Annotated in this window: 27 protein-coding genes, 1 tRNA gene, 1 pseudogene and 1 riboswitch; of the genes and pseudogenes, 17 read left to right on the top strand and 12 right to left on the bottom strand. The window is 70.4% G+C overall.

Annotated features, from left to right (window positions below):
* Positions 1-168 precede the first annotated feature (168 nt).
* Positions 169-420 carry a hypothetical protein gene (locus tag AN216_RS15715; protein ID WP_070197340.1) on the top strand — a complete coding sequence of 84 codons (252 nt, stop codon included), beginning with the start codon at positions 169-171 and terminating at the stop codon, positions 418-420.
* Positions 421-536: 116 nt separating this feature from the next.
* Here AN216_RS15715 and AN216_RS15710 read toward each other — a convergent pair whose 3' ends face one another.
* Both AN216_RS15710 and AN216_RS15705 read right to left on the bottom strand, forming a co-directional pair.
* Entirely contained in the window at positions 537-1,136 is a 600-nt protein-coding gene (locus AN216_RS15710; RefSeq protein WP_070197260.1) for an isochorismatase family protein, read from the bottom strand.
* Between the two features lie 371 nt (positions 1,137-1,507).
* Positions 1,508-2,836 (bottom strand): nicotinate phosphoribosyltransferase, encoded by a 1,329-nt coding sequence (locus tag AN216_RS15705; RefSeq protein WP_070197259.1) that lies wholly within the window; start codon positions 2,834-2,836, stop codon positions 1,508-1,510.
* A 109-nt stretch (positions 2,837-2,945) separates the two neighbouring features.
* Here AN216_RS15705 and clpS point away from each other — a divergent pair, with 109 nt between their 5' ends.
* The 7 genes from clpS (at position 2,946) to AN216_RS15675 (ending at position 7,934) form a co-directional block, all read left to right on the top strand.
* Complete coding sequence (gene clpS / locus AN216_RS15700) at positions 2,946-3,257, top strand: ATP-dependent Clp protease adapter ClpS (protein WP_070197258.1); 312 nt, start codon at positions 2,946-2,948, stop codon at positions 3,255-3,257.
* Positions 3,257-3,856, top strand: a complete 600-nt coding sequence (locus AN216_RS15695) for a DUF2017 domain-containing protein (RefSeq protein WP_070197257.1) — start codon at positions 3,257-3,259, stop codon at positions 3,854-3,856. The genes clpS and AN216_RS15695 overlap by 1 nt, the downstream gene beginning before the upstream one ends.
* Before the next feature lie 311 nt (positions 3,857-4,167).
* Entirely contained in the window at positions 4,168-5,781 is a 1,614-nt protein-coding gene (locus AN216_RS15690; RefSeq protein WP_070197256.1) for an alanine/glycine:cation symporter family protein, read from the top strand.
* Positions 5,782-5,868: 87 nt separating this feature from the next.
* On the top strand, positions 5,869-6,300 hold the full coding sequence (locus tag AN216_RS15685; RefSeq protein WP_070197255.1) for a M67 family metallopeptidase: 432 nt from the start codon (positions 5,869-5,871) through the stop codon (positions 6,298-6,300).
* 100 nt (positions 6,301-6,400) lie between these two features.
* Positions 6,401-6,580, top strand: coding sequence for a putative leader peptide (locus AN216_RS30880; RefSeq protein WP_079166620.1), 180 nt, complete (start codon positions 6,401-6,403; stop codon positions 6,578-6,580).
* A gap of 53 nt (positions 6,581-6,633) precedes the next feature.
* Positions 6,634-6,984 (top strand): MoaD/ThiS family protein, encoded by a 351-nt coding sequence (locus AN216_RS15680; protein ID WP_070197254.1) that lies wholly within the window; start codon positions 6,634-6,636, stop codon positions 6,982-6,984.
* On the top strand, positions 6,984-7,934 hold the full coding sequence (locus tag AN216_RS15675; RefSeq protein WP_070197253.1) for a PLP-dependent cysteine synthase family protein: 951 nt from the start codon (positions 6,984-6,986) through the stop codon (positions 7,932-7,934). The genes AN216_RS15680 and AN216_RS15675 overlap by 1 nt, the downstream gene beginning before the upstream one ends.
* Positions 7,935-8,027: 93 nt before the next feature.
* Here the strand turns inward: AN216_RS15675 and AN216_RS15670 are convergent, their stop codons facing one another.
* Complete coding sequence (locus AN216_RS15670) at positions 8,028-8,600, bottom strand: type II toxin-antitoxin system PemK/MazF family toxin (RefSeq protein WP_244502473.1); 573 nt, start codon at positions 8,598-8,600, stop codon at positions 8,028-8,030.
* A 317-nt stretch (positions 8,601-8,917) separates the two neighbouring features.
* Between AN216_RS15670 and AN216_RS15665 the strand changes: the two genes are divergently transcribed.
* Positions 8,918-9,679, top strand: a complete 762-nt coding sequence (locus AN216_RS15665; RefSeq protein WP_070197252.1) for an MBL fold metallo-hydrolase — start codon at positions 8,918-8,920, stop codon at positions 9,677-9,679.
* A gap of 98 nt (positions 9,680-9,777) precedes the next feature.
* On the opposite strand, the pseudogene AN216_RS15660 reads toward AN216_RS15665, so the two are convergent.
* A pseudogene (locus AN216_RS15660) lies at positions 9,778-10,323 on the bottom strand (PTS transporter subunit EIIC); the annotation flags it as partial.
* 60 nt (positions 10,324-10,383) lie between these two features.
* A complete protein-coding gene (locus AN216_RS15655; protein WP_079166639.1) occupies positions 10,384-11,598 on the bottom strand; it encodes a PTS transporter subunit EIIC in 1,215 nt (404 codons plus the stop codon).
* 356 nt (positions 11,599-11,954) lie between these two features.
* On the opposite strand from AN216_RS15655, the gene AN216_RS15650 reads away from it, so the two are divergent.
* From AN216_RS15650 to rdgB, 4 genes are all read left to right on the top strand, one after another.
* Positions 11,955-12,188 carry a PTS sugar transporter subunit IIB gene (locus tag AN216_RS15650; protein WP_070197250.1) on the top strand — a complete coding sequence of 78 codons (234 nt, stop codon included), beginning with the start codon at positions 11,955-11,957 and terminating at the stop codon, positions 12,186-12,188.
* A gap of 180 nt (positions 12,189-12,368) precedes the next feature.
* Positions 12,369-13,112, top strand: coding sequence for a ribonuclease PH (gene rph, locus AN216_RS15645; protein WP_070197249.1), 744 nt, complete (start codon positions 12,369-12,371; stop codon positions 13,110-13,112).
* Positions 13,113-13,371: 259 nt separating this feature from the next.
* Complete coding sequence (locus AN216_RS15640) at positions 13,372-13,755, top strand: hypothetical protein (protein ID WP_079166638.1); 384 nt, start codon at positions 13,372-13,374, stop codon at positions 13,753-13,755.
* Between the two features lie 116 nt (positions 13,756-13,871).
* Positions 13,872-14,492 (top strand): RdgB/HAM1 family non-canonical purine NTP pyrophosphatase, encoded by a 621-nt coding sequence (gene rdgB, locus AN216_RS15635; protein ID WP_070197247.1) that lies wholly within the window; start codon positions 13,872-13,874, stop codon positions 14,490-14,492.
* A gap of 70 nt (positions 14,493-14,562) precedes the next feature.
* On the opposite strand, the gene AN216_RS15630 is transcribed toward rdgB, so the two are convergent.
* The 3 genes from AN216_RS15630 to bcp form a co-directional block, all read right to left on the bottom strand.
* Positions 14,563-14,651, bottom strand: a tRNA-Leu gene (locus AN216_RS15630).
* Positions 14,652-14,705: 54 nt separating this feature from the next.
* The gene (locus tag AN216_RS15625) at positions 14,706-16,241 is read right to left on the bottom strand and encodes an MFS transporter (protein WP_070197246.1); all 1,536 of its coding nucleotides are present in this window, start codon (positions 16,239-16,241) and stop codon (positions 14,706-14,708) included.
* Positions 16,242-16,354: 113 nt separating this feature from the next.
* Positions 16,355-16,822, bottom strand: a complete 468-nt coding sequence (gene bcp, locus AN216_RS15620) for a thioredoxin-dependent thiol peroxidase (RefSeq protein ID WP_070197338.1) — start codon at positions 16,820-16,822, stop codon at positions 16,355-16,357.
* 175 nt (positions 16,823-16,997) lie between these two features.
* Between bcp and AN216_RS15615 the strand changes: the two genes are divergently transcribed.
* Positions 16,998-17,321 carry a DUF3618 domain-containing protein gene (locus AN216_RS15615; protein WP_070197245.1) on the top strand — a complete coding sequence of 108 codons (324 nt, stop codon included), beginning with the start codon at positions 16,998-17,000 and terminating at the stop codon, positions 17,319-17,321.
* Positions 17,322-17,491: 170 nt separating this feature from the next.
* The gene (locus AN216_RS15610) at positions 17,492-17,794 is read left to right on the top strand and encodes a GroES family chaperonin (protein ID WP_070197244.1); all 303 of its coding nucleotides are present in this window, start codon (positions 17,492-17,494) and stop codon (positions 17,792-17,794) included.
* 97 nt (positions 17,795-17,891) lie between these two features.
* Here AN216_RS15610 and AN216_RS15605 read toward each other — a convergent pair whose 3' ends face one another.
* The 3 genes from AN216_RS15605 to AN216_RS15595 form a co-directional block, all read right to left on the bottom strand.
* Positions 17,892-18,212, bottom strand: a complete 321-nt coding sequence (locus AN216_RS15605) for a DMT family transporter (RefSeq protein ID WP_070197243.1) — start codon at positions 18,210-18,212, stop codon at positions 17,892-17,894.
* A gap of 30 nt (positions 18,213-18,242) precedes the next feature.
* Positions 18,243-18,303: riboswitch (guanidine-III (ykkC-III) riboswitch) on the bottom strand.
* Positions 18,304-18,390: 87 nt separating this feature from the next.
* Complete coding sequence (locus tag AN216_RS15600; protein WP_079166637.1) at positions 18,391-20,772, bottom strand: transglycosylase domain-containing protein; 2,382 nt, start codon at positions 20,770-20,772, stop codon at positions 18,391-18,393.
* A gap of 501 nt (positions 20,773-21,273) precedes the next feature.
* Entirely contained in the window at positions 21,274-22,581 is a 1,308-nt protein-coding gene (locus AN216_RS15595) for an SGNH/GDSL hydrolase family protein (RefSeq protein ID WP_070197241.1), read from the bottom strand.
* Positions 22,582-22,766: 185 nt separating this feature from the next.
* On the opposite strand from AN216_RS15595, the gene AN216_RS15590 reads away from it, so the two are divergent.
* On the top strand, positions 22,767-24,098 hold the full coding sequence (locus AN216_RS15590) for a DUF445 domain-containing protein (protein WP_070197240.1): 1,332 nt from the start codon (positions 22,767-22,769) through the stop codon (positions 24,096-24,098).
* 353 nt (positions 24,099-24,451) lie between these two features.
* Positions 24,452-25,306 (top strand): fumarylacetoacetate hydrolase family protein, encoded by an 855-nt coding sequence (locus AN216_RS15585; RefSeq protein WP_070197337.1) that lies wholly within the window; start codon positions 24,452-24,454, stop codon positions 25,304-25,306.
* Here AN216_RS15585 and AN216_RS15580 read toward each other — a convergent pair.
* Entirely contained in the window at positions 25,285-26,445 is a 1,161-nt protein-coding gene (locus AN216_RS15580) for a Gfo/Idh/MocA family oxidoreductase (protein ID WP_079166617.1), read from the bottom strand. The two genes, AN216_RS15585 and AN216_RS15580, sit on opposite strands and share 22 nt — an antisense overlap.
* Positions 26,446-26,469: the final 24 nt, after the last annotated feature.

Below are 26,469 nucleotides of genomic sequence, written 5' to 3'. Positions count from 1 at the left end.
CCCGCCGGCCCGGGTCCGGGCGGGGCCGCACCCGGGAGACGCCGGTCCTTGGCTGCCGTGGGGCGCCAGGAGCCGGAGCGGCACCGCTGGTCCGCGCACGCCGACGAGCCGCACACCGTACGGGCCGCGAGTACCGGTGGCGCGGCACGCGCCGGCGCGGACGGTCGGGTGGAGCCCCGGGTGCGAGTGCTCGTGCACTCCGCGAACCGCGCTCGCGCGTTGACCCGGCTGCGGAATCTCGGGCTGCGCGCGGTCTACCTCCGGGGCAACGCCGAGCCGCCGACCCCGGACGAGATCACGGCGGTGCTGCATCACCCGGAGGGGCTGGTCTGGCGGGCCTCGCCGGGAGACGACACCGAGTCCTGGCATCCGATCGCCGCGCTGCTGCGACACCGGCCACGGTCGCGGCGTACCGCCTGACGACGGCGCTCCTGGACCGTACGCGGCCGGTGGATCGTACGGGGCTCCTGGACCGTACGGCGCGGGCCGCGGACATGTCGCCCGTAGCGGCAGAGGGGCGGAAGCGTCGCGCGGGCTCAGCCGGTGGCGGCCCGTAGCACCGGCTCGCCTGTCAGCGTCACGCCCGTCTCCCGCAGCTGCTCCAGCGCGCGCTCGGTGCTGTCCCGGGCGACTCCCGCGGTCAGGTCAAGCAGCACCCGGGTCCGGAACCCCTCCCGCGCGGCGTCCCTCGCGGTGGCCCGTACACAGTGGTCGGTGGCGACGCCCACCACGTCGACCTCGCGCACCTCGTGTGCCCGCAGCCAGTCGGCGAGCAAGCGACCGTTCTCGTCCTCGCCCTCGAAGCCGCTGTACGCCGCGGTGTACGCGCCCTTGTCGAAGACGGCGTCCAGCGCCCCGGAGGCCACGGCCGGGGTGAAGTTCGGATGGAAGCCGACGCCCTCGGTGCCGGCCACACAGTGGGCGGGCCAGGAGTGCTCGAAGTCCGGCTGCCGGGAGAAGTGCGCGCCCGGATCGATGTGGCGGTCCCGGGTCGCGACGACATAGCGGTAGCCGGCGGTGGCGTTGCCGATGAGTTCGGTGATGGCGGCGGCGACGTCGGCGCCGCCCGCGACCGCGAGGCTGCCGCCCTCGCAGAAGTCGTTCTGCAGGTCAACGACGATCAGTGCCCGGTGCATGGTGCACACCTTTCGGCTGGAAGCGGGTTGGGGGGTTGGGGGTTGGGCGGTTGGTGCTGCGGTGCGGTGCGGAGGCGCGGTGCGGGGGCGTGTGCGGGAGCCACGCGCGCTCCGCGTCGTACGCTCCGGCTCGGCGGTACGGACAGCCGTGGACGCTGGTGGGCCACAGCACCAGGCGTGCGGCCGGCGCGTGGCGGCGTACCAGCCACCACGGCCGAGACTAGACGACGTGCTCCGACGGCGCGCCCGTACGTCAGTACCGAACCGTCCCGTACGGCAGCGCCGGTCCAGCGCCGGTCCAGTCCCGTACCGGGGCGCCGGTGGCCATCCCTCGGCAGTCGTCGTCAGGTCGTCGTCAGGTCGTCGTCAGGTCACCGGTGCTCCGTCGGCAGCACCGGCTCGCCACGGGAGAGTTGTGCCGCCGACAGCGGCAGCCCGGCGAGCGCGGCCCGGTGCCGGTCACGCGCGGCGTCCAGCGGTTCCCGGGCGACGGCCGCCCCCTGGCGTACCAGCGGGACCTGCAGTTGGGCGTCGAGGAGATGCTCGGGCACCTCGCCACCGCCCACCACCTCGGTCTCCGCGATGCCCTCGGCGTCCCGCCCCCGGGCGGCCCACTTCGCCCCGCCGATGGTGGACTTGCCGCCCAGCCCCTTCTTGGCGACCGGCCGCAGCGGGGCGTCCGGCGCGTCGCTGTCCGCGCGCGCGACCAGCTTGTAGACCATCGAACAGGTCGGGTGCCCACTGCCGGTCACCAACCGGGTGCCCACGCCGTACGAGTCGACCGGCGCGGCGGCCAGCGAGGCGATGGCGTACTCGTCCAGGTCGCTGGTCACCACGATCCGGGTCTGGCGCGCGCCCAACTCGTCGAGCTGCTGCCGTACCCGGTGGGCGATCAGTAGCAGGTCACCGGAGTCGATCCGCACCGCGCCCAACTCCGGCCCGGCGACCTGGACGGCCGTTCGGACGGCCTCGGCGATGTCGTACGTGTCGACCAGCAGCGTGGTGTCGCTGCCCAGGGAGTCGACCTGGGCCTGGAAGGCGTCTCGCTCGGTGTCGTGCAGCAAGGTGAAGGCGTGCGCGCTGGTCCCGGAGGTGGGGATGCCGTATCGGAAGCCGGCTGCCAGGTCGGAGGTCTTGGCGAACCCGCCGACGTACGCGGCGCGGGAGGCGGCGACCGCGGCGAGTTCGTGCGTGCGTCGGGCGCCCATCTCGACCAGTGGCCGGCCGCCGGCGGCCACCGCCATCCGGGACGCGGCGGCGGCGACGGCGGAGTCGTGGTTGAGGATGGAGAGGATCACCGTCTCCAGCACCACGCACTCGGCGAAGGTGCCGGTGACCCGCATGATCGGGGAGCCGGGGAAGTAGACCTCGCCCTCCGGGTAGCCGTGGATGTCGCCACGGAAGCGGAAGTCGGCGAGCCAGTCCAGCGTGGTCTCGTCCACCACCCGCTGCGTGCGCAGGAACTCCAGGATCTCCGGGTCGAAGCGGAAGTTCTCCACGGCGTCCAGCACCCTCCCGGTGCCGGCCACGACGCCGTACCGGCGGCCCTCCGGGAGGCGTCGGGTGAAGACCTCGAAGACGGAGCGTCGTCCGGCCGTGCCGCCGCGCAGCGCCGCCTGCAGCATCGTGAGCTCGTACTGGTCGGTGAAGAGCGCCGTGGACGGCACGGACACCGGCAGTTCCAGATCCGCTGTGTTCATGCGGTCATCCTATCCCAGATTTCGTCAGGGTGACGATATGCGTCGGATCTCGGCCGGTCGGGGTGCCGTACGGCGGCCGATTGCGCGCTGGCACCCCCGGGGTGGCAGCATGGGAGGCGTGAGTGTCGCACCCACGGAGATCGAGCGTCCGGAGTCCAGCGAGGTACCGGTCGAGGTGCCCGAACCGGACGTCCCCTGGGCGACGGTCGTGCACAACGACCCGGTGAACCTCATGAGTTACGTGACCTACGTCTTCCAGAGCTATTTCGGCTATCCGAAGGAGAAGGCCAAGAAGCTGATGCGGGACGTCCATCACAAGGGTCGCGCGGTGGTGTCCACCGGCAGCCGCGAGGAGATGGAGCGTGACGTGCAGGCGATGCACGGTTACGGGCTGTGGGCGACCCTGACCCAGGAGCGCTGATGGCGGCCGAGTTCACCGCGACGGGCGACGGAGGGGCGGCCGTACCACTGGACGAGGTGGAGATCTCCATCCTGCGCAGCCTCGCCGTCCAGCTGCTGGAACTGCTCGGCCCGGGGGAGGAGCCCGCGCACGGCGAGGACCCGCTGGCGGCGCTCTTCACAGAGGGCCCCAGTGAGCCGCCCTCGGACCCGGCGCTCGCACGGCTGCTCCCGGACGCCTACCAGGGGCCGGACGTCGACCCGGGCCGGGTGGACGAGGAGACACACGCCGCCTCCGCCGATTTCCGCCGGTACACGGAGAACGACCTGCGCGCCCGTAAGCGCGCGGACGCCCTCGTGGTCGTACGGAAGCTGGACGGGCTGGACGTGGGCGCGCACGGTGGCGCGGTGCTCACCCTGGACGGCGACGAGTCCCGGCAGTGGCTCGGCGCGTTGAACGACCTACGGCTGGCGATCGGCAGCCGGCTGGAGGTCACCGACGAGGACGACGGCGGCGGGTTGTACGCGCTGCCGGACGACGATCCGCGTAAGCCCATGGTGATGGCCTACCTCTGGCTGGGCGCGCTGCAGGAGACCCTGATCGAGACGCTGTCGGTCTGAGCCGACCGCCGCTGGACCGCCGCGCCGTCGCGGGACGCGTCGTTCCGCGGTGGGCGGTCCGCGTGCGCTGAACGGGGAGATATGCGCATGTGGTGCCAGAGGTCGTGATGTGCCGGGATGACTGTCTCAATTGTCCGGAAAAATGGGCCCGTTACCTTGCTGTGACGCTAACGTGCGGCCCCTGACACCTGACGCCCGTAGATCCCCGTGCAAGAATCCTGCACCACGATCAAGATAACTGAACTGAAGCGTCCGCTGAACGAACGGGAATGTGTCAATCCGTTCCCGCGGCCACCTAGCCTGAGGTATTCATGGCAAATGACTCCTGGACAGACCAGGTAGACGAGAGCATCAACGAGTTCGTCGAACCGATCTCGACGTTCCTGAGTGATGTGGTCTTCTACGCCGTGCCGCTTTTCGGCACAGACTTCCCGTTGATTGTCGGCTGGCTGGTCGCCGCCGGTATTATTCTGTCCGCGTATTTCGGATTCGTCCAGTTCAGATACGTCAAGACAGCACTGAAACTCGTGCGTGGCAAGTACGAGCAGAAGGACGCACCCGGCGAGATCACGCACTTCCAGGCCCTTACTTCGGCTGTCTCCGGGACGGTTGGGCTGGGCAACATCGCGGGTGTCGCCATCGCCGTCTCCATCGGCGGTCCCGGCGCGACGTTCTGGATGGTTCTCTGCGGAGTCCTCGGTATGGCCACCAAGTTCGTCGAATGCACCCTCGGGGTCAAATACCGGGAAGTGCACGCGGACGGCACGGTGTCCGGCGGTCCGATGCACTACCTCCGCAAGGGCATGGCCGAGCGTGGGTACGCCGGACTGGGCAAGGTGCTGTCGTACTGCTCCTGCATCATGATCCTGGGATTCACGTTCTTCGGCGGCAACCTCTTCCAGGTGAACCAGTCGCTGGAGCAGCTCACCACCGTGACGGGTGACGAGGACAGCTTCTTCAGCAGCTCCGGGGGCTCGCTCCTCTTCGGGGTCATCGCCGCCGTGATGGTGGCGCTCGTTCTCCTCGGCGGCATCCGCGCGATCGGAAACGTGACCAGTCGGTTGGTCCCGGCCATGGGCGTCATCTACGTCACCGCCTGTCTGGCGGTCATCGGCTTCAACATCGGCGACGTACCCAGCGCGCTCGGCACGATCGTCGGCGAGGCGTTCAACCCCGAGGGCGTCGCCGGCGGCATGATCGGCGCGCTCATCGTCGGCTTCCAGCGTGCCGCGTTCTCCAACGAGGCGGGCATCGGCTCCGCCCCCACCGCGCACGCGGCGGTCAAGACGAAGCACCCGGCGACCGAGGGCCTGGTGGCGACCATCGAGCCGTTCGTCGACACGGTGATCGTCTGCACCATGACCGCCCTGACCATCGTCATCGCCGGCGGCCCCATGTACGAGCAGCTGCGCGACGACGCGGCGGCCGGCAAGGCGGTGGACGACAGCACCAGCAACGGCATCTCGGTGACCTCCGACGCGTTCGAGACCGCGCTGCCGTGGTTCCCGTCCGTCCTGACGGTGGCGGTCATCCTCTTCGCCTTCTCCACGCTCATCACGTGGAGCTACTACGGGATGAAGAGCTGGACCTACCTCTTCGGCGGGGGCAAGACCTCCGAGACGATCTACAAGGTCTGCTTCTGCTTCATCGTCATCATGGGCGCCATGCTGTCGCTCGGCACGCTGGTGTCCCTCTCGGACGCGACGCTCTTCGCGGCGGCGTTGTTCAACATCATCGGCCTCTACTTCCTGATGCCGGTCGTCAAGAAGGAGCTGAAGAAGGTCATCGAGTACACCCGGCGCCGGGACGCCGGTGAGTCGGAGGAGGCGATCGAGGCCAGCTGGGCCGCCCAGGGCACGGAGCAGTCGGCCAGCGGCAAGGTCGGTACGACCGACGGCGACGCGTCGTCCGCCGGAACCGCCTGACGCCCGAGCCGAACGGTCCTGTCCGGGGCCCGGTCCGCGATCCGAACACTCTCGGGTCCCGGGCCGGGCCCGGCTTATGCTCTGGGCATGCTGACTCTCACCCAGGAGCTGCACGACCGGATCGTCGCGCACGCCCGCCAGGACCACCCGGACGAGGCGTGCGGGGTGGTCGCCGGCCCGGCCGGCAGCGACCGGCCGGAGCGCTTCGTGCCGATGCTGAACGCCGCCCGCTCGCCGACCTTCTACGAGTTCGACTCGAGCGACCTGCTGCGGCTCTACCGCGAGATGGACGACCGGGACGAGGAGCCGATCGTCATCTACCACTCGCACACCGCCACCGAGGCGTACCCCTCCCGTACGGACATCTCGCTGGCCATGGAGCCGGGCGCGCACTATGTCCTGGTCTCCACGGCGGAGTGCGGCGGCGAGGAGGGGCCCGCGCCGTTCCGTTCGTACCGCATCGTGGACGGTGTGGTCACGGAGGAGGACGTCCGTATCGTGCCGTCCTACGACAGCTGAGGCCGGTGTCCGCCGGCGCTGGGGGCGTGGATGAGACGGTGATGTCCGCATCCTGGGATGCCGGCGGATTTCGCCTCGCGGGAATCGATACGATGCGCTCATGGTTGTCCCTGACGTGAGCGCCTCCGAGAAGCACCCGGGCGTCCGGCCCGCTTCGCCGCGCTCCGCCTCGGGGTTCCTCGGAGCCTTCGGACGCGGAGCGGAGCGGCTGCACGTCGACCTCTGCCGCATCGCTGGCGCGACGTGTCCCCGCGGGGCAGTCCCTGCCGACCGCGTCTGAGCCGCGGCGTACGTCCCGGTTCCGCCCGCCTTCTTTCCCACAGGAGTACTCCCATGGCCATCGATGTCCGCGTCCCGACCATCCTGCGTACGTACACCGACGGCGCGAAGTCCGTCTCCGGGAACGGCGGCACCGTCGCCGAGCTGTTCTCCGACCTCGAGTCCCGGCACGCGGGCATCCAGGAGCGGCTGGTCGACGACGGGCAGATCCGCCGCTTCGTGAACGTCTACCTCAACGACGAGGACGTCCGCTTCCTGGACGGCATCTCCACCGAGCTCAGCGACGGCGACAGCATCACCATCCTGCCCGCCGTGGCCGGTGGTTCGGGCTCCGCTGAGGGATCCACCCAGGGCTCCGCCCAGCACGCCACCCGGGGCGAAGCAGCACGCGTGAGCCAGCGCTGATGCGCTACGACTCCCCGCTGGCGGCCGTCGGCAACACCCCGCTGGTCCGCCTGCCGCGGCTGTCCCCCTCCGAGGACGTGCGCCTCTGGGCCAAGCTGGAGGACCGGAACCCGACGGGCTCGGTCAAGGACCGGCCCGCGCTGCACATGATCGAGCAGGCGGAGAAGGACGGACGGCTCGCTCCGGGGCGTACGATCCTCGAGCCCACCTCGGGAAACACCGGCATCTCCCTCGCCATGGCAGCCCGGCTCAAGGGCTACCGGATCGTCTGCGTGATGCCGGAGAACACCAGCGAGGAACGCCGCCAACTGCTGGCGATGTGGGGCGCCGAGATCATCCCGTCGCCGGCGGCGGGCGGTTCCAACACCGCCGTGCGGGTCGCCAAGGAGCTGTCCGCCGAGCACCCCGACTGGGTGATGCTCTACCAGTACGGCAATCCGGACAACGCTCGCGCGCACTACCTCGGCACCGGCCCGGAGATCCTGGCGGACCTGCCCTCCGTCACCCACTTCGTGGCCGGTCTCGGCACCACCGGCACCCTGATGGGCGTCGGGAGGTATCTGCGCGAGCAGTCGCCGCAGGTGCGGATCGTCGCGGCCGAGCCGCGTTACGACGACCTGGTCTACGGGCTGCGCAACCTCGACGAGGGCTTCGTGCCCGAGCTGTACGACGAGTCCGTGCTGACCGGGCGGTTCTCCGTCGGCTCCGAGGACGCGGTGACCCGTACCCGGCAACTCCTGGCGGAGGAGGGCATCTTCGCGGGGATCTCCACCGGCGCAGCGCTGCACGCCGCGCTGGGCGTGGGCCGGCGCGCCCAACGGGCGGAGCAGCAGGCGGACATCGTCTTCGTCGTGGCGGACGGCGGCTGGAAGTACCTCTCCACCGGCGCCTACACCGCGCCCACGACGGATGCCGCGGTCGAGGCCCTGCAGGGGCAGCTCTGGGCCTGACTGGCTCGGGCATCGGAGTCCACGGGTCCCGGGCCTGACCGGTGCCAGCGGTGCACCGACGGCCCGGCGACCTCCACGGGGTGCCGGGCCGGCTCAACCGGCGAGGTACCGCACCCGGTCCCACAGCGCCGGGTCCACCACGCCCACCCGCTGTCGCAGGTCGGCCCAGGGCACCGTGAGCACGGTGTCGCTCGCCAGCCGCTCCGCGCGCGCCAGGCCGTCGAGTCCGGCGAGCTCGGCGACCCCGTCCGGTTTCGCGGAGGTGTCCAGGGCGGCGCCACCGCCGGGAGTCAGCACGACCACGGCGCGCACCGCGTCCGCGCCCACCGCCAGTACCAGGCAGGCGCCGTCCCCGCGCGCCGCCGGCGCGGCACCGGCCGCCGGCGAATCTGCCGCCGGCGCCGAGCCCGTCGGCAGTACACCGGTCCAGATCTCGCCCGGGCAGGGCACCTCCCCTGTGCGCGGCGGTGCGGCCCCCTCGGCCTGCCCGGCTCCCTCGGCCTCCCCGGGCGGGCGGCGTACCGTACGGGCGGCGCGCACCCGCCCATCGCCCCGGTCCCGGCGACGGGCGAGCCGTCCGGCGCCGTCCACCAGCGTCGCCGTCAGGGCGAGCAGCATCACCGCGCCCAGCGCGATCCACCACCAGGTGTCCAAGCCAGCTCCCATGGCGCGTGTGAGAAGCCCTGTCTGTTCCGGAGCGTGCGGCACGCCCGCCCCCGCCGCGTTGCCGATCGTCGGCGCAGCACACCGCGCTCCCCTCGGCCCGGGGACCCTCCTTCACCCACGTCCCACGAGCACACGGCTCGCTACCGGATGACAGTGCGAGTGTTCCCGGCTGCCGACCGTACCTCGCGCTGGTGATTCCGCCCACACCACGGCCTCAGGGCGAGCCACGGCGCCGCCCGCCGCTTACGCTCGAAAAACCCCAGCCATCGCCCGGCGGGGAAGCCCCATCGGTCGCTGTCCACGGAGGTCCCCGCTCGATGAAGCTCACCGTCGTCGGCTGTTCCGGATCGTTTCCCTCCGCGGAATCGGCCTGTTCGAGTTACCTCGTCGAGGCCGACGACTTCCGACTGCTGCTGGACATGGGCAACGGCGCCCTCGGCGAGCTGCAGCGCCACTGTGGCCTGTACGACCTGGACGCCGTCGCCCTCAGTCACCTGCACGCCGACCACTGCATCGACATGTGCGGCTACTTCGTCGCGCGCTACTACCGGCACGAGGGCGGCCGTTGCCCGGCCATTCCGGTGTACGGGCCGGAGGGCACGGAGAAACGGCTGACCACGGCCTATGACGACGTGCCCTCGGAGCGCGCCATGAGCGAGGTCTTCGACTTCCGGAGTCTGGCCGCCGAGCCGGACTTCCCGCTGGGCCCGTTCGACATCCGTACGAAACGCGTCGTGCATCCGGTGACCGCCTACGCCTTCCGGGTCACCGAGCGGGCCACGGGCGCGACGCTCGTCTACTCCGGTGACACCGGTCCCTGTTCCAGGCTGGACACGTTGTCCGTGGACGCGGACCTCTTCCTGTGCGAGGCGTCCTTCACGCACGGCAAGGAGGACGTGCCCGAGCTGCACCTGAACGGACGTCAGGCCGGCGAGTGCGCCGAGCGTGCCCGGGTCGGTCGGCTGGTGCTGACCCATGTCCCGCCCTGGACGGACGGTCAGGTGAACCTACGGGACGCCAAGGCGGTCTTCGGCGGGCCGACCGAACTGGCCCGCCCGGGAGCCGTGTACGAGTGGTGAGCTGGCGGGTCGGCGGTTCGTACGCCGGCCGCCGGCCGCCCGTCCATCGGCCCGCGGCCGCTCGGGCGCGGCGCGTGCGGCCGCGGTCGTACGTCGGATCACGCCTTGTACTGGGCCTTGTCCTCCTCCGCGATCTCCTCGTCGCTCTCTCTGCCCGGGGTCGGGATGTTGAACCGGGTGATCGCGAAGCGGAAGATCGCGTAGTAGACCACCGCGAAGCACAGGCCCACCAGCATGAGCAGCCAGGGCTTGGTGGCGATGCCCAGGTTCAACAGGAAGTCGATCGCGCCGGCTGAGAAGCCGAAGCCGTCCTTCATGCCCAGCGCCCAGGTCAGCGCCATGGAGACACCGGTCAGGATCGCGTGGATACCGTACAGAACGGGCGCGATGAACATGAAGGTGAACTCGATCGGCTCGGTCACACCGGTCACGAACGCGGTGAGCCCGATCGAGAACATCATGCCGCCCACGGCCTTGCGCCGTTCGGGACGGGCGCAGTGGTACATCGCGAGGCAGGCGGCGGGCAGGGCGAACATCATGATCGGGAAGAAGCCGGTCATGAACTGCCCGGCCTCCGGGTCTCCGGCGAGGAAGCGGGCGATGTCGCCCTTCTCGCCCTCGAAGGAGCCGGCCTGGAACCAGGGGANGTACAGCAGCCCGCGGCCGCTCGGGCGCGGCGCGTGCGGCCGCGGTCGTACGTCGGATCACGCCTTGTACTGGGCCTTGTCCTCCTCCGCGATCTCCTCGTCGCTCTCTCTGCCCGGGGTCGGGATGTTGAACCGGGTGATCGCGAAGCGGAAGATCGCGTAGTAGACCACCGCGAAGCACAGGCCCACCAGCATGAGCAGCCAGGGCTTGGTGGCGATGCCCAGGTTCAACAGGAAGTCGATCGCGCCGGCTGAGAAGCCGAAGCCGTCCTTCATGCCCAGCGCCCAGGTCAGCGCCATGGAGACACCGGTCAGGATCGCGTGGATACCGTACAGAACGGGCGCGATGAACATGAAGGTGAACTCGATCGGCTCGGTCACACCGGTCACGAACGCGGTGAGCCCGATCGAGAACATCATGCCGCCCACGGCCTTGCGCCGTTCGGGACGGGCGCAGTGGTACATCGCGAGGCAGGCGGCGGGCAGGGCGAACATCATGATCGGGAAGAAGCCGGTCATGAACTGCCCGGCCTCCGGGTCTCCGGCGAGGAAGCGGGCGATGTCGCCCTTCTCGCCCTCGAAGGAGCCGGCCTGGAACCAGGGGAAGGAGTTCAGCAGGTGGTGCATGCCGACCGGGATGAGCGCGCGGTTGGCGACTCCGTAGATGCCCGCGCCGGTCGCGCCGGAGCCGACGAGCCACTCGCCGAAGTTGTGCAGACCGGTGCCGAGGACCGGCCAGACGTAGCCGAAGGCGACGCCGATCAGCAGGCCGGCGAAGGAGGAGAGGATCGGCACCAGGCGCCGACCGCCGAAGAAGCCCAGCCAGTCGGGCAGCTTCTTGCGGTGGTAGCGCTGATACAGCAGCGCGACGACGATGCCCATGACAATACCGCCGAGTACGCCGGCGTCCACGGGTGGCGCCACTTCGACGATCTTGCCGTCCACCACCTGCTCCTCCTTGGGCAGGCTGTCGTCGGTGAACACCTCGAGGACGTTCTTGAAGACCAGGTAGCCCACCACCGCGGCGAGCCCGGTGGAGCCGTCCGACTTCTTGGCGAAGCCCACCGCGATACCGACGGCGAACAGCAGCGGCAGGTTGTCCAGCAGCGCGCTGCCGCCGGCGCCCAGGAACTCGGCGATACGGTTCAGGAAGCCCGGGAAGTTGTCCCGCCCGAGCATGTCCGGTTCGCCCAGCCGGAGCATCAGGGCGGCGGCCGGCAGTGTGGCGATCGGCAGCATCAGGCTGCGGCCGATCCGCTGGGCGACCGCCATGGCGCCCGCGCCGCGCTTCTTTCCGTCGGCACTCGCCGAAGGATTGGTGCTGGACACGACTTCCCTCCTGATGACGCTTGGGCCCCCGCCGGGTGTGGGACGTGGCCGTGGCATAATGGTCTAATCCACTAAGTGGTTTAGACCATTCCTAGCACGATCACGGTGGTCTACGGAATGCGCCGTCCCATCCTCTCAAGTGGTGTGGACCACACGAGTCGGCCGGTGGTGCCTGCTCCACCGGCCGGGCGCGCGTGGGGTGGCCGCGGGTGCGGCGCGCACGCCGTACGCGGGTCGACTACCGTTGTCCGGGCTCTGGCCACCGTCAGCGCCGAAGCGTTCCAGACCGGGAGAAGTACATGGCCAGCAAGGCTGAGAAGATCGTCGCCGGGCTCGGCGGCATCGACAACATCGAAGAGGTGGAAGGCTGCATCACCCGGCTGCGTACGGAGGTCGGCGACGCCGCGCTCGTCGACGAGGCCGCGCTCAAGGCCGCCGGGGCACACGGCGTGGTGAGGATGGGCACGGCGATCCAGGTTGTGATCGGGACGGACGCGGACCCCGTCGCCGCCGAGATCGAGGACATGCTCTGACGGGGATTCAGCCGTGGCCGTCGGGGCCGGGCCGGCCGCCGAACGGATCCACGTCCCGAACCGGAGGTGACCGACGGGCCGTTGGCCCCGCCGTCGCCTCCCGGCGCTCGCAGCCGCCCGCCGGCGAAGCCGCGCAGCGCGGGAGGACGACGGACGGCCCGCTCGTCTAGGCTCCTCCTCATGTCAGAATCCGAGGTTCCCCGCATCGACGGGCGGACACCAGACCAGCTGCGTCCCGTCACGCTCGAACGCGGCTGGAGCAAGCACGCCGAAGGCTCCGTCCTGGTCTCCTTCGGTGACACCAGAGTCCTCTGCACCGCCAGCGTCACGGAGGGAGTGCCACGCTGGCGCAAGGGCAGCGGTACGGGCTGGGTGACCGCGGAGTACTCCATGCTGCCGCGCTCCACCAACACCCGCGGCGACCGGGAGGCCGTACGCGGCAAGATCGGCGGACGGACGCACGAGATCTCCCGCCTCATCGGGCGCTCGCTGCGCGCGGTCGTGGACTTCAAGGCTCTGGGCGAGAACACCATCGTGCTGGACTGCGACGTCCTGCAGGCCGACGGGGGCACCCGTACCGCCGCGATCACCGGCGCGTACGCCGCGCTGGCTGACGCCATCGACTGGGCACAGCGCAAGAAGCTCGTCAGGGCCAAGGCGCAGCCGCTCACCGGCGCGGTCTCGGCGGTCAGCGTCGGCATCATCGGCGGGGTGCCGATGCTCGACCTGTGCTACGAGGAGGACGTACGGGCCGAGACCGACATGAACGTCGTCTGCACCGACGACGGTCGTTTCGTCGAGGTGCAGGGCACGGCGGAGGGGGTGCCGTTCGCCCGTACGGAACTGAACGAGCTGCTGGACCTGGCCGTCCAGGGCTGTGCGCGGCTGGACGACGCCCAACGCGCGGCGCTTGCCGCCGAGTAGGCGGGGTATCAGGCCGGTCAAGCCCGCACGCGCGCTCGGCGGGGCGAGTGGGGGTGCCCGCGCGTCCGGTCGGACCCGCACCGGCAACTCTGCTCGCACTCCACGCGTCTGAGGAAGTGCGGGCCGCACGCGTCACGCCGTGCGGCCCGTCCGGCGGCCCGGTCGGCCCGGCACGCGCAACCGCCCGTGCTCGGGGAGGAGTTGACCGGGCACCCAGCTCCACGTCCGTATGTCCGTCCGCATCCGAAGGGACCTTCTCGTGCGTCGCATCCTGGTCAGTACAGCCGCCGCCGCCACCGTCACGCTCACGGTCGGACTCACGGCCGGCTGCGGAGCCCTGGACAAGGCGCTGGACTGCGCCAACACCGCCGTGACGATATCGGAGACGGTGAACGACCTACAGGAGGCCGTCTCAGGCTCGTCCGAGGACCCCGCCGCGGCCAGGGACGCCCTGGACCAGATCGAGAAGAACCTCAACAAGCTGGAGAAGGAGACGGACGAGGGCGACCTCAGCGCCTCGGTGGGCAAACTGAACAAGGCTGTCGACTCGGTGCACCAGGACCTTGACCAGGGCCGAGACCCGGACGTGGGGCCCGTGGTGGACGCCGCCGACGAGATCACAAAGGTCTGCAAGCCGGGTTGACCGGAAGCCGCCCCCCGTTGACCGGGAGCGAACCGGGCCCCCGGGCGTTCGCACGCCCGAGCGCTTGAGTACCCGAGCCAGCCGGCTCGAGCCGCCGCCTGCGAGAATCGTGCGCCATGAGCCAGCGCCTGATCCTCGCCACCCGCAACGCCCACAAGGTCACCGAACTCCGTGCCGTCCTCAGCGCGGAGTCGCTCGACCGTGAACTCGTGGGAGCGGACGCCTACCCCGAGGTGCCGGACGTCCGGGAGACCGGCGTGACCTTCGCCGAGAACGCTCTGCTGAAGGCGCGCGCCCTCGCGGCGGCGACCGGTCTCCCGGCGATCGCGGACGACTCCGGGCTCTGCGTGGACGTACTGGGCGGCGCCCCCGGCATCTTCTCCGCCCGCTGGGCGGGCCGGCACGGGGACGACCGGGCGAACCTGGACCTGTTGCTGGGCCAGCTCGCGAACATCGACGACGCGCACCGCGCCGCCCACTTCGCCTGCGCCGCCGCACTCGCCCTGCCGGACGGGACAGAGCGCGTCGCGGAGGGGCGGCTCACCGGCACGCTGCGGCACTCTCCGGCCGGGGACGGCGGATTCGGCTACGACCCGATCCTGCAGCCGGATGGTTCGCCGGAGTTCGTACGGGGGCGCACCTGCGCGGAGTTGAGTGCGGAGGAGAAGAACGCCATCAGCCACCGTGGCCGTGCCTTCCGCGCGCTCGTGCCGCATCTGCGCGAGCTGCTGGACTGAGCCGCCGCGGGTAACCGCGTCCGTACGGGGCCGAGCCGGCACACGACCGCGCCCGACCCACGAACTCGCGTGGTGCGGCCGGAGGGATTCGAACCCTCACGGGGGATCAACCCCACCGGGACCTAAACCCGGCATGTCTACCTGTTCCATCACGGCCGCATGCCGCCGCCATACTAACCGTCCTCAGCCGGCCGGGTGAGCCTATCGGAACGCTCAGAACCTGGGTGTGGGCGCCTGTTCCCGGGCCAGCTCCTCCGCCTCCGCCTGCGTGGCGACGGACGGCGGCGAACCGTCCAGCGGCTTACGGGCCGTCTCCCGGAGGCTGGCGACCGAGATGATCCCGATGACGGCGAACCCGGACGTGTAGAAGGCGGGTGCCAGGCTGCTGCCCGTGGCGTCCACGAGCGCCTCCATCACCAGCGGGGTCGTACCGCCGAAGAGGGAGGCGGAGAGGTTGTAGCCGATCGCCAGCGAGCCGTAGCGCACCTCCGTGGAGAACAGCGCGGGCAGCGTGGCGGACATGGTGCCGAGCAGACAGACCAGGCACGCCCCGATCAGGAGCATCCCGAGCAGGATGGTGAGGTTGCCGCCCAGCTGGAAGAGCAGGAACGCGGGCATGGTGACCACCAGGAAGCCGATCATTCCGGTCATCAGGATCGGTTTCCGGCCCACCCGGTCACTACGGCGCCCGATCTGGATGATGACCGTCATCATCGCGAGCATGGTGATGATCGCGGAGACCAGTTCCAGCGACTCCTCCCGGCCGAGGTTCTCCTTCACGTACGTCGGCATGTAGGTCAGCAGCATGTAGTGGCCGACGTTGTACGCCGCCACCAAACCGATGCACTGCAGCATGGTGCGCCAGTGCGTGCCGAAGATCTCCTTCAGCTCCTTCTGCGGCACCTCCTCGGACAGGTGGGGGCCCTCGCCCTCGGCCGTTTGGGACGTCGACTCCCGGTCGCCGCGGGCCTCCGGACGACGTGGTTGCGTCCGCTCGGCCTCCTGCTTCTTGAACGCCGGAGTCTCGTCGAGCTTCACTCGGAGGTACAGACCGATGACCCCGATCGGCCCACCGACGAGGAACGGCACCCGCCATCCCCAGGACTCCATGCCGGCGTCGCCCAGCAGCGTGCTGAGGATCAGTACGATGCCGGCCGCCATCGTGTAGCCGGAGAGAGTGCCGAGCTCCAGGAAGCTGCCGTAGAAGCCACGGCGCTTGTCCGGGGAGTACTCGGCGATGAAGGTGGCGGCGCCGCCGTACTCGCCTCCGGTGGAGAAGCCCTGTACGAGGCGGCACACGATCAGCAGGATCGGCGCCCAGACGCCGATGGCCGCGTAGCTGGGGATGAGCCCGATGGCGAAGGTGCCGGCGGCCATCAGCATCATGGTGAGAGCGAGGACCTTCTTCCGGCCGACCCGGTCGCCGAGCGGCCCGAAGAAGAGGCCGCCGAGGGGGCGTACGAGGAAGGACACGGCGAAGGTGCCGAAGGACGCGAGGGTCTGCACGCCGTCGCTCGCGCCGGAGTAGAAGACCTTGCCGATGGTGACGGCGAGATAGGCGTAGATGCCGAAGTCGAACCATTCCATCGCGTTGCCGATTGCCGCCGCCGTGACGGCGCGTTTGACGGTCCGTTCGTCGGTGACGGTGATGTCGCTACGGCGGACCTTGGGCTGGAGACGGCGTTGGACGGCTCGGAACAGATTGCGGTGCCTGTTGAATGCGGCCGGGTCGGGGGCCTCGCTCTGCATGGCAGATGTGTACCGCGAACGAGGCTCCCGAATCAGGGTGGGCCCACCCGTACGGTGATTCCGTGCCGTGAGGCCGCCAGGCGTACTGGCCGCGAGCTCGCCCGCGAGCGGAGTCAGATGTCCAGATCCCGGATGAGCTTGGCGACATGGCCGGTCGCCTTGACGTTGTACAGGGCGCGTTCGACCGTGCCCTGCTCGTCCACCACGACGGTCGAACGGATGACGCCCGTCACCGTCTTGCCGTACAGCTTCTTCTCGCCGAAGGCGCCGTACTCCGTCATGACCCCCTTGTCGGGGTCACTGACGAGCGTGATGTCGAGGTTCTCCCGCTGCCGGAACTTCGCGAGCTTCTCCGGCTTGTCCGGCGAGACGCCCACGACGGCGTAACCCGCCTTGGCGAGCAGCTCGATGTTGTCGGTGAAGTCGCATGCCTGCTTGGTGCAGCCCGGCGTCAGCGCGGCGGGGTAGAAGTAGACGATGACCTTCCGCCCGGCGTAACCGGACAGCGAGACCGGCTCGCCGTCGGCGTCGGGCAGGGTGAAGGCCGGCGCGGTGTCGCCGGGTGTCAGTCGTTCGCTCATCATCGCTCCTGAGGGGTGATCGGGCGGTAGGGATCGAGCCTACGGGCCCCGGCGGACCGCTCTCTCGGGGGTGCCGTGGCACACGAGAGGGCCCGAGCTGACAGACTGTGCAGCGGTTGGACCCAGAACCAGCCCCAGATCGCAGGATGACGCGGAACAGTGACGGAGGCGCGCGGTGTCGGATGCCAGGACTCCCGTGGACATCGAGGCGGACATCGTCCGCAGGCGGCAGGAACTCGCCGTAGCGCTGGATGAGATCGCCGTCCGGGTGCACCCCAAGACGATCATGGGAGATGCCAAGGCCCGGGTCGCCGCGAGCGTGGACCGGACCCTGGGCCGGGCGTACGTCTCGGCCAACGGCGCGGTCTCGGACGCACGGGCGCGGTTCGTCGACGAGAGCGGCGCCGTGCGGATGGACCGGGTCGTGCCGCTGGCGGCGGTGGCCGTGGTGGCGGTCGGCGGCGTGGCGCTGCTCAGCGCACGGCGGCGGCGCGGCTGACACCCCGGGCCGGGGCGCGCTCCCGGCTGACCCGGTTTACCCGGCCGTACGCGGGACGCCGTTCCGCTCCCGCCGCGGTCCGCCTGGTGGCCGGGCTGAGATACGGTCGTGCGGTGAGCTCTCAGACCCCCGCGCGTGATTCGCCCCCGCACGACAAGCTGCCGATCCGGATGCTGCACGACCGGGTGCTGGTGCGTACGGACACCCCGGACGGCGAGCGGCGGTCCTCCGGCGGCATCGTCATCCCGGCGACCGCCGCGGTCGGGCGCCGGCTGGCCTGGGCCGAGGTGGTCGCGGTCGGGCAGAACGTACGCACCGTGGAGCCGGCGGACCGGGTGCTGTTCGACCCCGAGGAGACGGCCGAGGTCGAGGTGCGGGGTGTCGCGTACGTCCTCATGCGGGAGCGGGACCTGCACGCGGTGGCGGCGGAGCGACTGCAGGGCTCGGAGGACTCGACGGGCCTGTACCTCTAGACGTCGCTGGACACCCTCGGCGCCTCCGGGGACCCTTGGACGCCTCCGGGTATCCGAAACGGTGGGGCCCGTCGGCCTTCCGAGCCCTGGCGTCGGCTCAGTGACCGGAGGTCATCTTGAGCCCGACGAGCGCGACCAGCAGCAGGCAGATGAAGAAGATCCGCGCGGCGGTGGCGGGCTCGTTGAGCACCAGCATGCCGATGACCGCCGCGCCGACCGCGCCGATGCCGACCCACACGCCGTACGCGGTGCCGATCGGCAGCGTACGGGTGGCGAGCGCGAGCAGGTACATGCTGGAGGCGAAGCCGAGGACGGTGAAGACGCTGGGCCACAGGCGGGTGAAACCCTCGGTGAACTTGAGTCCGATCGCCCAGCCGACCTCGAGCAGACCGGCTATGGTGAGCAGAATCCAGGCCATGACGGCACCTCCGTGAGTGAGCACTTGCGGGGTGCGTCGTCTTTTCTCGGCCCGGTACGGCGCGTCTCGTCGGGTCTCCTGAAGGGTAGCAAAGCCTCTCGGCCTGACCTGCCGGGCCTGACCCGCCGGCCGGGCCAACCCGGACCGGCTCGGCCGGGCCCTCGACGCGACCCAGGGGTCAGCTGCCGCGCCGTCCCATCGTGGTGCCGCCGTCGATGCCCGTCGTGGTGCCGCCGGTGCCGTTGGTGTTTCCGCCGGGCCCGCCTGTGGTGCCCCCGTCCGTACCGCCGTCGGTGCCGCCCGTACCGGTGTCGCCGCCCGGCCCGCCTATGGTGCCGCCGTCCGTGCCACCGGTGGGGCCGTCCGTCGTGCCGCCCTCCATGCCGCCGGTGGGCGGGATGCCCGGACCACTGGGCTCCTCGGTGGGCTCGTCCGGCGGGCTGGGCTCCTCCGGAATGCTGGGCTCCTCGTCGGTGGGCGGCCCAGGCGGCGGTTCCCCACTGTCGGGCGGCGTGTCCGAGGGCGCCTCGGTGGGCGGCGCGGACGGGGGGACGGTTGGTTCCGAGGGGCTGACATCGAGGTCGAACTCCTTGACGGGCTCACCCTCCAGGGCCGCCGCGGTGTACGCGCCCCAGATCTCCGCGGGAAAGCCACCACCGTTGATCCGGGGCAGGCCGGCCGCGCCGTAGAGCGGCTCGTGCCCGCCCTCGGGGTTCTGACCCATCACGCTGATCACCGTCGCCATGTCCGGGGTGTAGCCGGCGAACCAGGCGGCACGGTCCTCCTCGGCCGTGCCGGTCTTGCCGGCCGCGGGCCGTCCGGCGGACTGCGCGGCCGTGCCGGTGCCCTGCTCGACGACACCCTTCAGCATGGCGGTGGTCGCGTCCGCCGCCTCACGTGGCACGGCGCGTTCCGCCTCCCGCTCGGGCAGCTTGATCACCTCGCCGCCGCGGGTGGCCTTCTTGACCAGCGTGTGATCACGCTGGGAGCCGTGCCGGGCGAGGGTGGCGTATGCCTCGGCCATGTCCAGGGTGGAGGCGGTGGAGACGCCGAGCGCGATCGAGCCGTCCGCGGGCATGTTCGGGGTCTCCTTGGGGAGGCCCAGGTCGATGGCGGTGTCCTTGACCTTCTGCGGGCCGACGTCGACTCCCATCTGGGCGAAGACGGCGTTCACCGACTTGTCCATGGCGGTGCTCACGGGAATCCGGCCGTAGTCCTTGTGGTCCTCGTTGTCCGGGGAGTAGTCCGTGGGCTGACCGTCGCTGATCACCTCGCGTCCGCTCGTGCCGTCGTAGACGGTGTCCGAGTGGATGGGCTCGCCGCTCTGGGTGGTGGAGTTGTTGGCCAGGGCGGAGGTGAAGATGAACGGCTTGAAGGTGGAGCCGACCTGGTAGTCGCGGCGGGTGGCGTTGTTGACGTACTGCTGGACGAAGTCCTTGCCGCCGTACAGCGCCCGCACCTCGCCGCTCTTCGGGTCGATGGAGCTGCCGCCCGCCCGGACGTACGAGTCCACCTCGCGGTCGTCGCTGAGCTGCGACATGAGCTGCTCGTCCACCGCGTCCACGAGGTGCTGCTGTTGCTCCTTGTCGATGGTGGTGGTGATACGGAAACCACCGGCGCGCAACCGCTGCTCGTCGATGATGTCGTTTTCCGTGAGGTAGTTCTTGACCGCCTCGACGAGATAGCCGCGCTGGCCGGAGAGCGCGTTCGGCGGCTTGATCGGCCCGGGCTCCGGGAAGTCCATCTGCCGCCGCTTGGTCTCCGTGAGCCAGCCCTGTTCGACCATCCCGTCCAGCACGTAGTTCCAGCGGGCTATGGCGCGCGGTTTGTTCTCCGGGGCGACCTCGGTGTCGTACGAACTGGGTGCGTTGACCACGGCGGCGAGATAGGCGCTCTCCGCCGTGGTCAGTTCCTTGGCCGACTTGCCGTAGTACGCGTGCGCCGCCGCCTGGATGCCGTAGGCATTGCGGCCGAAGTAGCTGGTGTTGAGATAGCCGCTGAGAATCTCGTCCTTGCTGACCTCGTTGTCCAGCTTCAGCGCGATGAAGAATTCCTTGGCCTTGCGGGTGAGCGTCTGGTCCTGGGTCAGGTAGTAGTTCTTGACGTACTGCTGGGTGATGGTGGACCCGGACTGCTTGTCGCCGCCGGTGAGCATGTTCCAGCCGGCGCGGGCCATGGCGGTGAGGTCGACGGCGGACTCGTTGTAGAACTCCCGGTCCTCCGCCGCGAGCACGGCGCGCTGGGTGGTCTTCGGAATCTGTTGGAGCGGGATGTTCTCCCGGTTGATCTCGCCGTCCCGGGCGATCTGGGTGCCGTCGGAATAGAGGTACACGTTGTTCTGGGCGGCCGCGGCCTTGTTCGGCTCCGGGATGTCCACCAGGAGATATCCGACCACCAGGCCACCGGACAGGACCAGTACGACGAAGAGGGCGGAGCCCAGCGTGATACGCCAGGTCGGGATCAGCCGTCGCCAGCCGGTGCGTCGTCGTCCGGAACCGCCCGCGGCGGGCGACTGTGCCGGCGGGGGCCCTGTCGTGTCGTCGTCCATCGAGTCGCTCATCTGTTGGCACTCCTCGTCCACCGCCGGGCGATTCGTGTCGTACGCCCACAAAACTACTGTCACATCGTCCGTGCCGCCCGCCGGCGCACGGGCACACCCGTCCGAACGCGCGGCGTATCGGATGCGACTCCCGGGAGTCGCGGTCACCTGCCCGTGGTGACCGCGGCCAAGGGAAAGCACACACGGGAGTCTCGCCGACCGGCTTCACACGGCAGTGCTACAAGCAAGACGGGTGAGCGAGGCAAATGGATGCGTCCGAGCACAGCCTAATTCCCCTGGTGCCGCGGAGTCGGCCGGCGTCGATGGTCCGGAGGTCGAGCGACGCGGAAGCCGGTGGCTCTCGGTCGCGGGGCGTGCGGAGGTCGTGGCGAAGCGTGCCCGGCTGACCCGGTGGGAGCGGAGAGTGGCGGTGCGAGCGCGTGTCGGCGTGGCAGCGCGGGCGCCGGAGCGGAAGAGCGTGCGCTGGCGCGGACGGCGCGTGCCGGCGGGCGCGAGTGCGGGTCAGAGGTCCGCCGGGGCGTCCGCCTTCAACCGCTTGAGGTCGATGGCCTCCGCCATGGCGCGGTAGCCGTTGTCGTTGGGGTGCAGTCCGTCGCCCGAGTCGTACGCCGGAAGCAGCCGCTGTGGCTGGGCGGGGTCGCGCAGCGCGGCGTCGAAGTCCACCACCGCGTCGAATATCTCGCCCGAGCGTATTCGCTGGTTGATCTCCTGCCGTACGTCGTTCAACCGCTGGCTGAAGCCCTGGTGGCTGCCCAGCGGGGTGAGCGTGCCGCCGATGACGCGTACGTCCGCCGCGTGTGCCTGCCGCACGAGGTTCTCCAGGCCCGACACGATTCGGTCGGCGTTCAGTTGGCGAGGTCGCTTCAGCAGGTCGTTGAGCCCCAACTCGATGATCACGGTCCGTACGCCCGTACGGGACAGCGCGTCCCGGTCGATGCGTCTGATCGCGCTGGGACCGTTGTTCGGGGCGTACTTGTTGCCGTCGTAGAGGATGCGGTTGCCGCTGATGCCGGCGTTCAGCACGCTGTAGCGCGGTGCGCCGCGCTCCGTGCGCAGGCGTTCGGCGAGGAAGTCGGTCATCCGCCGGTTGGCGCCGGGGCTTGAGGTGATGCCGTCCGTCAGGGAGTCACCGAGCACCGCGACCGCGCCGGTCGCCTCGGTGCTCCAGACGTCCACCGCCGTGATGTACCGCCAGTACGGGCTCTGCTGGGTGTACGACTGCCCCTGCACCGAGTCGGCCTGGTCGCCGGGCGCGAGGTAGCTGGTCTGCCGGGCGAAGGGGTGGTAGGTCACCGGGCCCGACTTGTCCGGGCTGTACGAGGTGACCAGCAGGTCGGCCGCGGCCGGCACGTTGAGCGACACGGCGTCGCTGGCGACCTTGCCGCCGGCCGGGATGGTCACGGAGCGCTTCTGGCCGAAGGTGAGGGTCCGCATACTGCCGGTGGCGGCGGTCGGGCTGCTCGGTGCCGCGGCGAGCGCGACCGTGGCGTGCGAGATCGTCAGCGGTGCCTCGCCGAAGAGGTTGGAGAAGTGGATACGGGCGCGGCTTCCCCCCACCGAGGTGTGCACGACGTTCCGGATCGAGGTGTCCGGGAAGCCCTTACGGGTGTGCGGCTCCGCCGCGGCGGGCGGGGCGGACCAGGTGCCGACCCAGTCGGCGGAGGAGGCCGGCGCCGCCTCGCCGCCTGGATGCGAGGTGTTCTCGGCCCCGCTTCCGGTGCCGCCGACCCCGATGAATATCGCGGTCGAGACCAGCACGACGACAGCGGCCAATCCGGCCAGCAGGGCATAACCCATGTTCCTGGTCATGCTCGGTGAATCCCCTCGGGCAGACGAAGCCCGGGCTACGGGCGGTCGGCGAATGACATGATCCCACGGTTGACGCGGGCTCCCGCACGTACAGACGCCAGAGACCCCGTCAACCGTTCCGTGTGGCACGCCTACAGGGACCTACAGGGACAATGTGCAGAGGCGGGTCGACCAGGTGGAGCAGGATGAAACAGAAATATTCGGGCGAAATCGCCTCCGGGGGCGGAGGTGCTGTGACCGCATTCACACGCGGCCCCGGGGCGTTCACCGCCGCCGATGAGGCCAAGCAGCGCGGCGTTCGCCGTATGAAGTCCATCGCGACCGCCGCGTTGGTGGCGATGGCCGTGATCTTCACGCTGGCCACCTGGGCGGAGCACGCCGGCGCCGGCTCCTGGGCCGGGTACGTGGCCGCGGCGGCCGAGGCGGGGATGGTCGGCGCGCTCGCTGACTGGTTCGCGGTCACCGCGCTCTTCCGGCGACCACTCGGGCTGCCCATCCCGCACACGGCGATCATCCCGACGAAGAAGGACCAACTGGGCCGCAGCCTCGGCGACTTCGTCGGTGACAACTTCCTGTCCAGCCAGGTCGTACGCGAGCGGTTGCGGCGCGTGGGCATCGGCAGCCGACTGGGCGCCTGGCTGGCCGAGCCGGAACACGCGGACCGGGTGACCGACGAGCTGGCGACCGCGTTGCGCGGTGCCTTGACCGTACTGCGGGACTCCGACGTGCAGGCCGTGGTGGGCGAGGCGATCACCCGGCGCGCCAACTCCCAGGAGATCGCACCGGGACTGGGCACCATGTTGGAGAAGATCGTCGCCGACGGCGGGCACCGTCGGCTCGTGGACCTCGTGTGCGTACGAGCCTGCGAGTGGCTGGAGACACACGGCGACTCGGTGATGGAGGCCGTCAGCGGAGGGGCCCCGGGCTGGACCCCGCGCTTCGTGGACCGGAAGGTCGGCGACCGGGTGTACCGGGAACTCCTGCGGTTCGCCACCGAGATGCGGGACATGCCGGACCACCCGGCGCGCGGCGCGGTGGACCGCTTCCTCGCTGACTTCGCACAGGACCTGCGCGCGGACCCGGCGACCCGGGAGCGCGTCGAGCGGCTCAAGCGGGAGGTGTTGGGCCGGGCCGAGGTGCAGGAGCTGATCGACTCCGCCTGGTCCTCGGTGCGCGCCATGATCGTGGCGGCGGCCGAGGACGAGCGCAGCGAACTGCGGGTGCGTGCCCGTACGTCCCTTCTCTCACTGGGCCACCGGATGTCCCACGATGCCCGGTTGCGGGGCAAGGTCGACTCCTGGCTCGAGGGCGCGGCCGTGTATGTGGTGACCACCTACCGGCACGAGATCACCGGTCTGATCACGGACACCGTGGCGGGCTGGGACGCCGAGCAGACCTCCCGCAAGATCGAGGCGAACATCGGCCGTGACCTCCAGTTCATCCGGATCAACGGCACGGTGGTGGGTGCGCTGGCGGGCCTGACCATCCACACCCTGGCCCAACTGCTCGGCGCCTGACCGGAGTCGGCCGAGCCGGTAGGGCGCGGCCGAACCGGTCGGACGGTCGCTCGCCGCCCGGTGGCGGCCGTCCCACTTCCTGAACACCCCGTTGCGCGTCCATCACCGAGCCTGGAGCATCGATCGACGCAGGCTCGATGGCCGTCCCCATCGTGTACCGACTCGAGCCCACGACCGTAGGGCTGTCCCGCAGTCCCCGGCGGGCTCGCGTCGCTCAGCACGGCACCTCGCTGCGTTGTCGAGTCGCCCACGTACGCCCGGTATGCGGACGACTCTTCGCCTTGCGACGCACCGCACTGAACGCCGCTCGCTGATCCACCGGGGATCGCGGGCCAGCTCTTTGGAGACTCATGGTGAAGCTGTTGCGTGTCGGAACGACGGGGACGGAGCGCCCGGCACTGCTCGACGAAACGGGTACGTTGCGCGATCTGTCCGGGATACTGCCGGACGTCGACGGCGCGTTGCTCGCGGACGACGCCGCACTGGCGCGTACGGCCTCCCGGGCGGCGGCCGGTGACCTGCCGGTGGTGGAGCCGGGCACGCGCCTCGGGCCGCCACTCGCCCGGATCGGCAAGATCGTCTGCATCGGCCTGAACTACCACGACCACGCCCGGGAGACCGGCGCTCCGATCCCTACGGAGCCCATCCTCTTCATGAAGGCGCCGGACACGGTGGTCGGCCCCCACGACCCGGTGCTCGTGCCGCGCGGCAGCGTGCGTACGGACTGGGAGGTGGAGTTGGCCGTCGTGATCGGGCGTACCAGCCGTCGATTGGAGACGGACGAAGAGGCGCTGGCCGCGGTCGGCGGCTACGCCGTCGCGCACGACGTCTCGGAGCGTGAGTTCCAACTGGAGCGCGGTGGCCAGTGGGACAAGGGGAAGAACTGCGAGACCTTCAACCCCCTCGGTCCCTGGCTGGTCACCCCGGACGAGATCGCGGACCCGCAGACGCTCGGGCTCCGGCTGTGGGTCAACGGCACGCTGCGCCAGGACGGCAGCACGGCCGAGCAGATATTCCCGGTGGCCGAGGTGGTGCGCTACCTCAGCTGGTTCATGACCCTCTATCCCGGAGACGTCATCAACACCGGGACGCCCGCCGGCGTCGCGATGGGACATCCCGAGCCGAAGCCCTACCTGCGAGCCGGGGACGTCGTGGAACTGGAGATCGACGGGCTCGGCCGGCAGCGTCAGGAGCTACGCGCCGCCTGACCTGGCTGGTCCGGCTGGGCCAGTTGGTCGGGCTGGTCCGGTCGGTCCGACCCGCCGTCGCCGAGGGCCAGTCGCACCGTCCGGCCCTCCCGGGCGGAGCGGCGCGCGCCCTCGATCACCCGGAGCGCGGCCGTCGCCTGGGCGGCGGTGACCGGCGGCGGCGTACCCTCGCGCAGCGCCCGCGCGATCCCGGCGTAGTAGTCCGGATAGGCCCCGGGAAGGGTGGGCACCTGCTCGGTGCCCTCCAGCGTCCCGAGCGTGCCCCAGGCGGACTCCGGCTCCACGCCCCAGGGCGCGTCGTCGTGTCCGGGGCGGGAGCCCGCCCGCAGGGCCGCCTCCTGCGGGTCCAGCCCGTGCTTCACGTACGCCGCCCGGCTGCCCAGCACCCGGAAGCGCGGGCCGAGTTGTGCCGCGGTCGCGCTCATCCACAGGTGCGAGCGCACCCCGCCGCGATGGGTGACCGCGAGGAACGTGTCGTCGTCCGCCTCGGCGGCCGTACGCCGCACGTCCGACTCCGCGTAGACCGACTCCGCCGGTCCGAACAACGTCAACGCCTGGTCGACCAGGTGACTGCCCAGGTCGTAGAGCAGCCCGCCGATCTCCGCCGGATCTCCCGACTCGCGCCAGCCGCCCCTGGGTTGCGGGCGCCAGCGCTCGAAACGCGACTCGAAGCGCAGCACCCGGCCGAGGGCCCGCTGTTCGAGGAGCGCCCGAAGGGTACGGAAGTCGTTGTCCCAGCGGCGGTTCTGGAAGACGGAGAGCAGCAGCCCCCGGTCGGTGGCCAGCGCGTCCAGCTCCGCCGCCTCGGCCGCGGTGCCGGCCAGCGGCTTGTCGACGACGACCGGGACGCCCGCGGTCAGCGCCTGCCGGGCCAGCGGGACGTGCGTACGGTTCGGTGAGGCGAGGACGACCAGGTCCGGCCGGTCGCTGCCGCGCGCCCAGAGTTCGTTCGCGCTGGCCAGCGTACGGAGCCGCGGGCCGTGTTCGGCGCGGGCCTGTTCCTGCCGGTGCGGACTGGAGGTCACCACCGCGTCGAGGGTCAGGCCGTCGGTGGCCGCGATCAGGGGAGCGTGGAAGACGGAACCAGCCAGGCCGTAGCCGATCAACCCGACCCGCAGGTCATTGGGCGCTGCGTGCATGCGCCCACTCTCGCACACGGCATG

This window comes from Streptomyces oceani (assembly GCF_001751245.1).
In the GTDB taxonomy this organism is placed as follows: Bacteria; Actinomycetota; Actinomycetes; order Streptomycetales; family Streptomycetaceae; genus Streptomyces; species Streptomyces oceani.
Note: the sequence above shows the minus strand (reverse complement) of the source record. Positions and strands in the feature narration are given on the sequence as shown.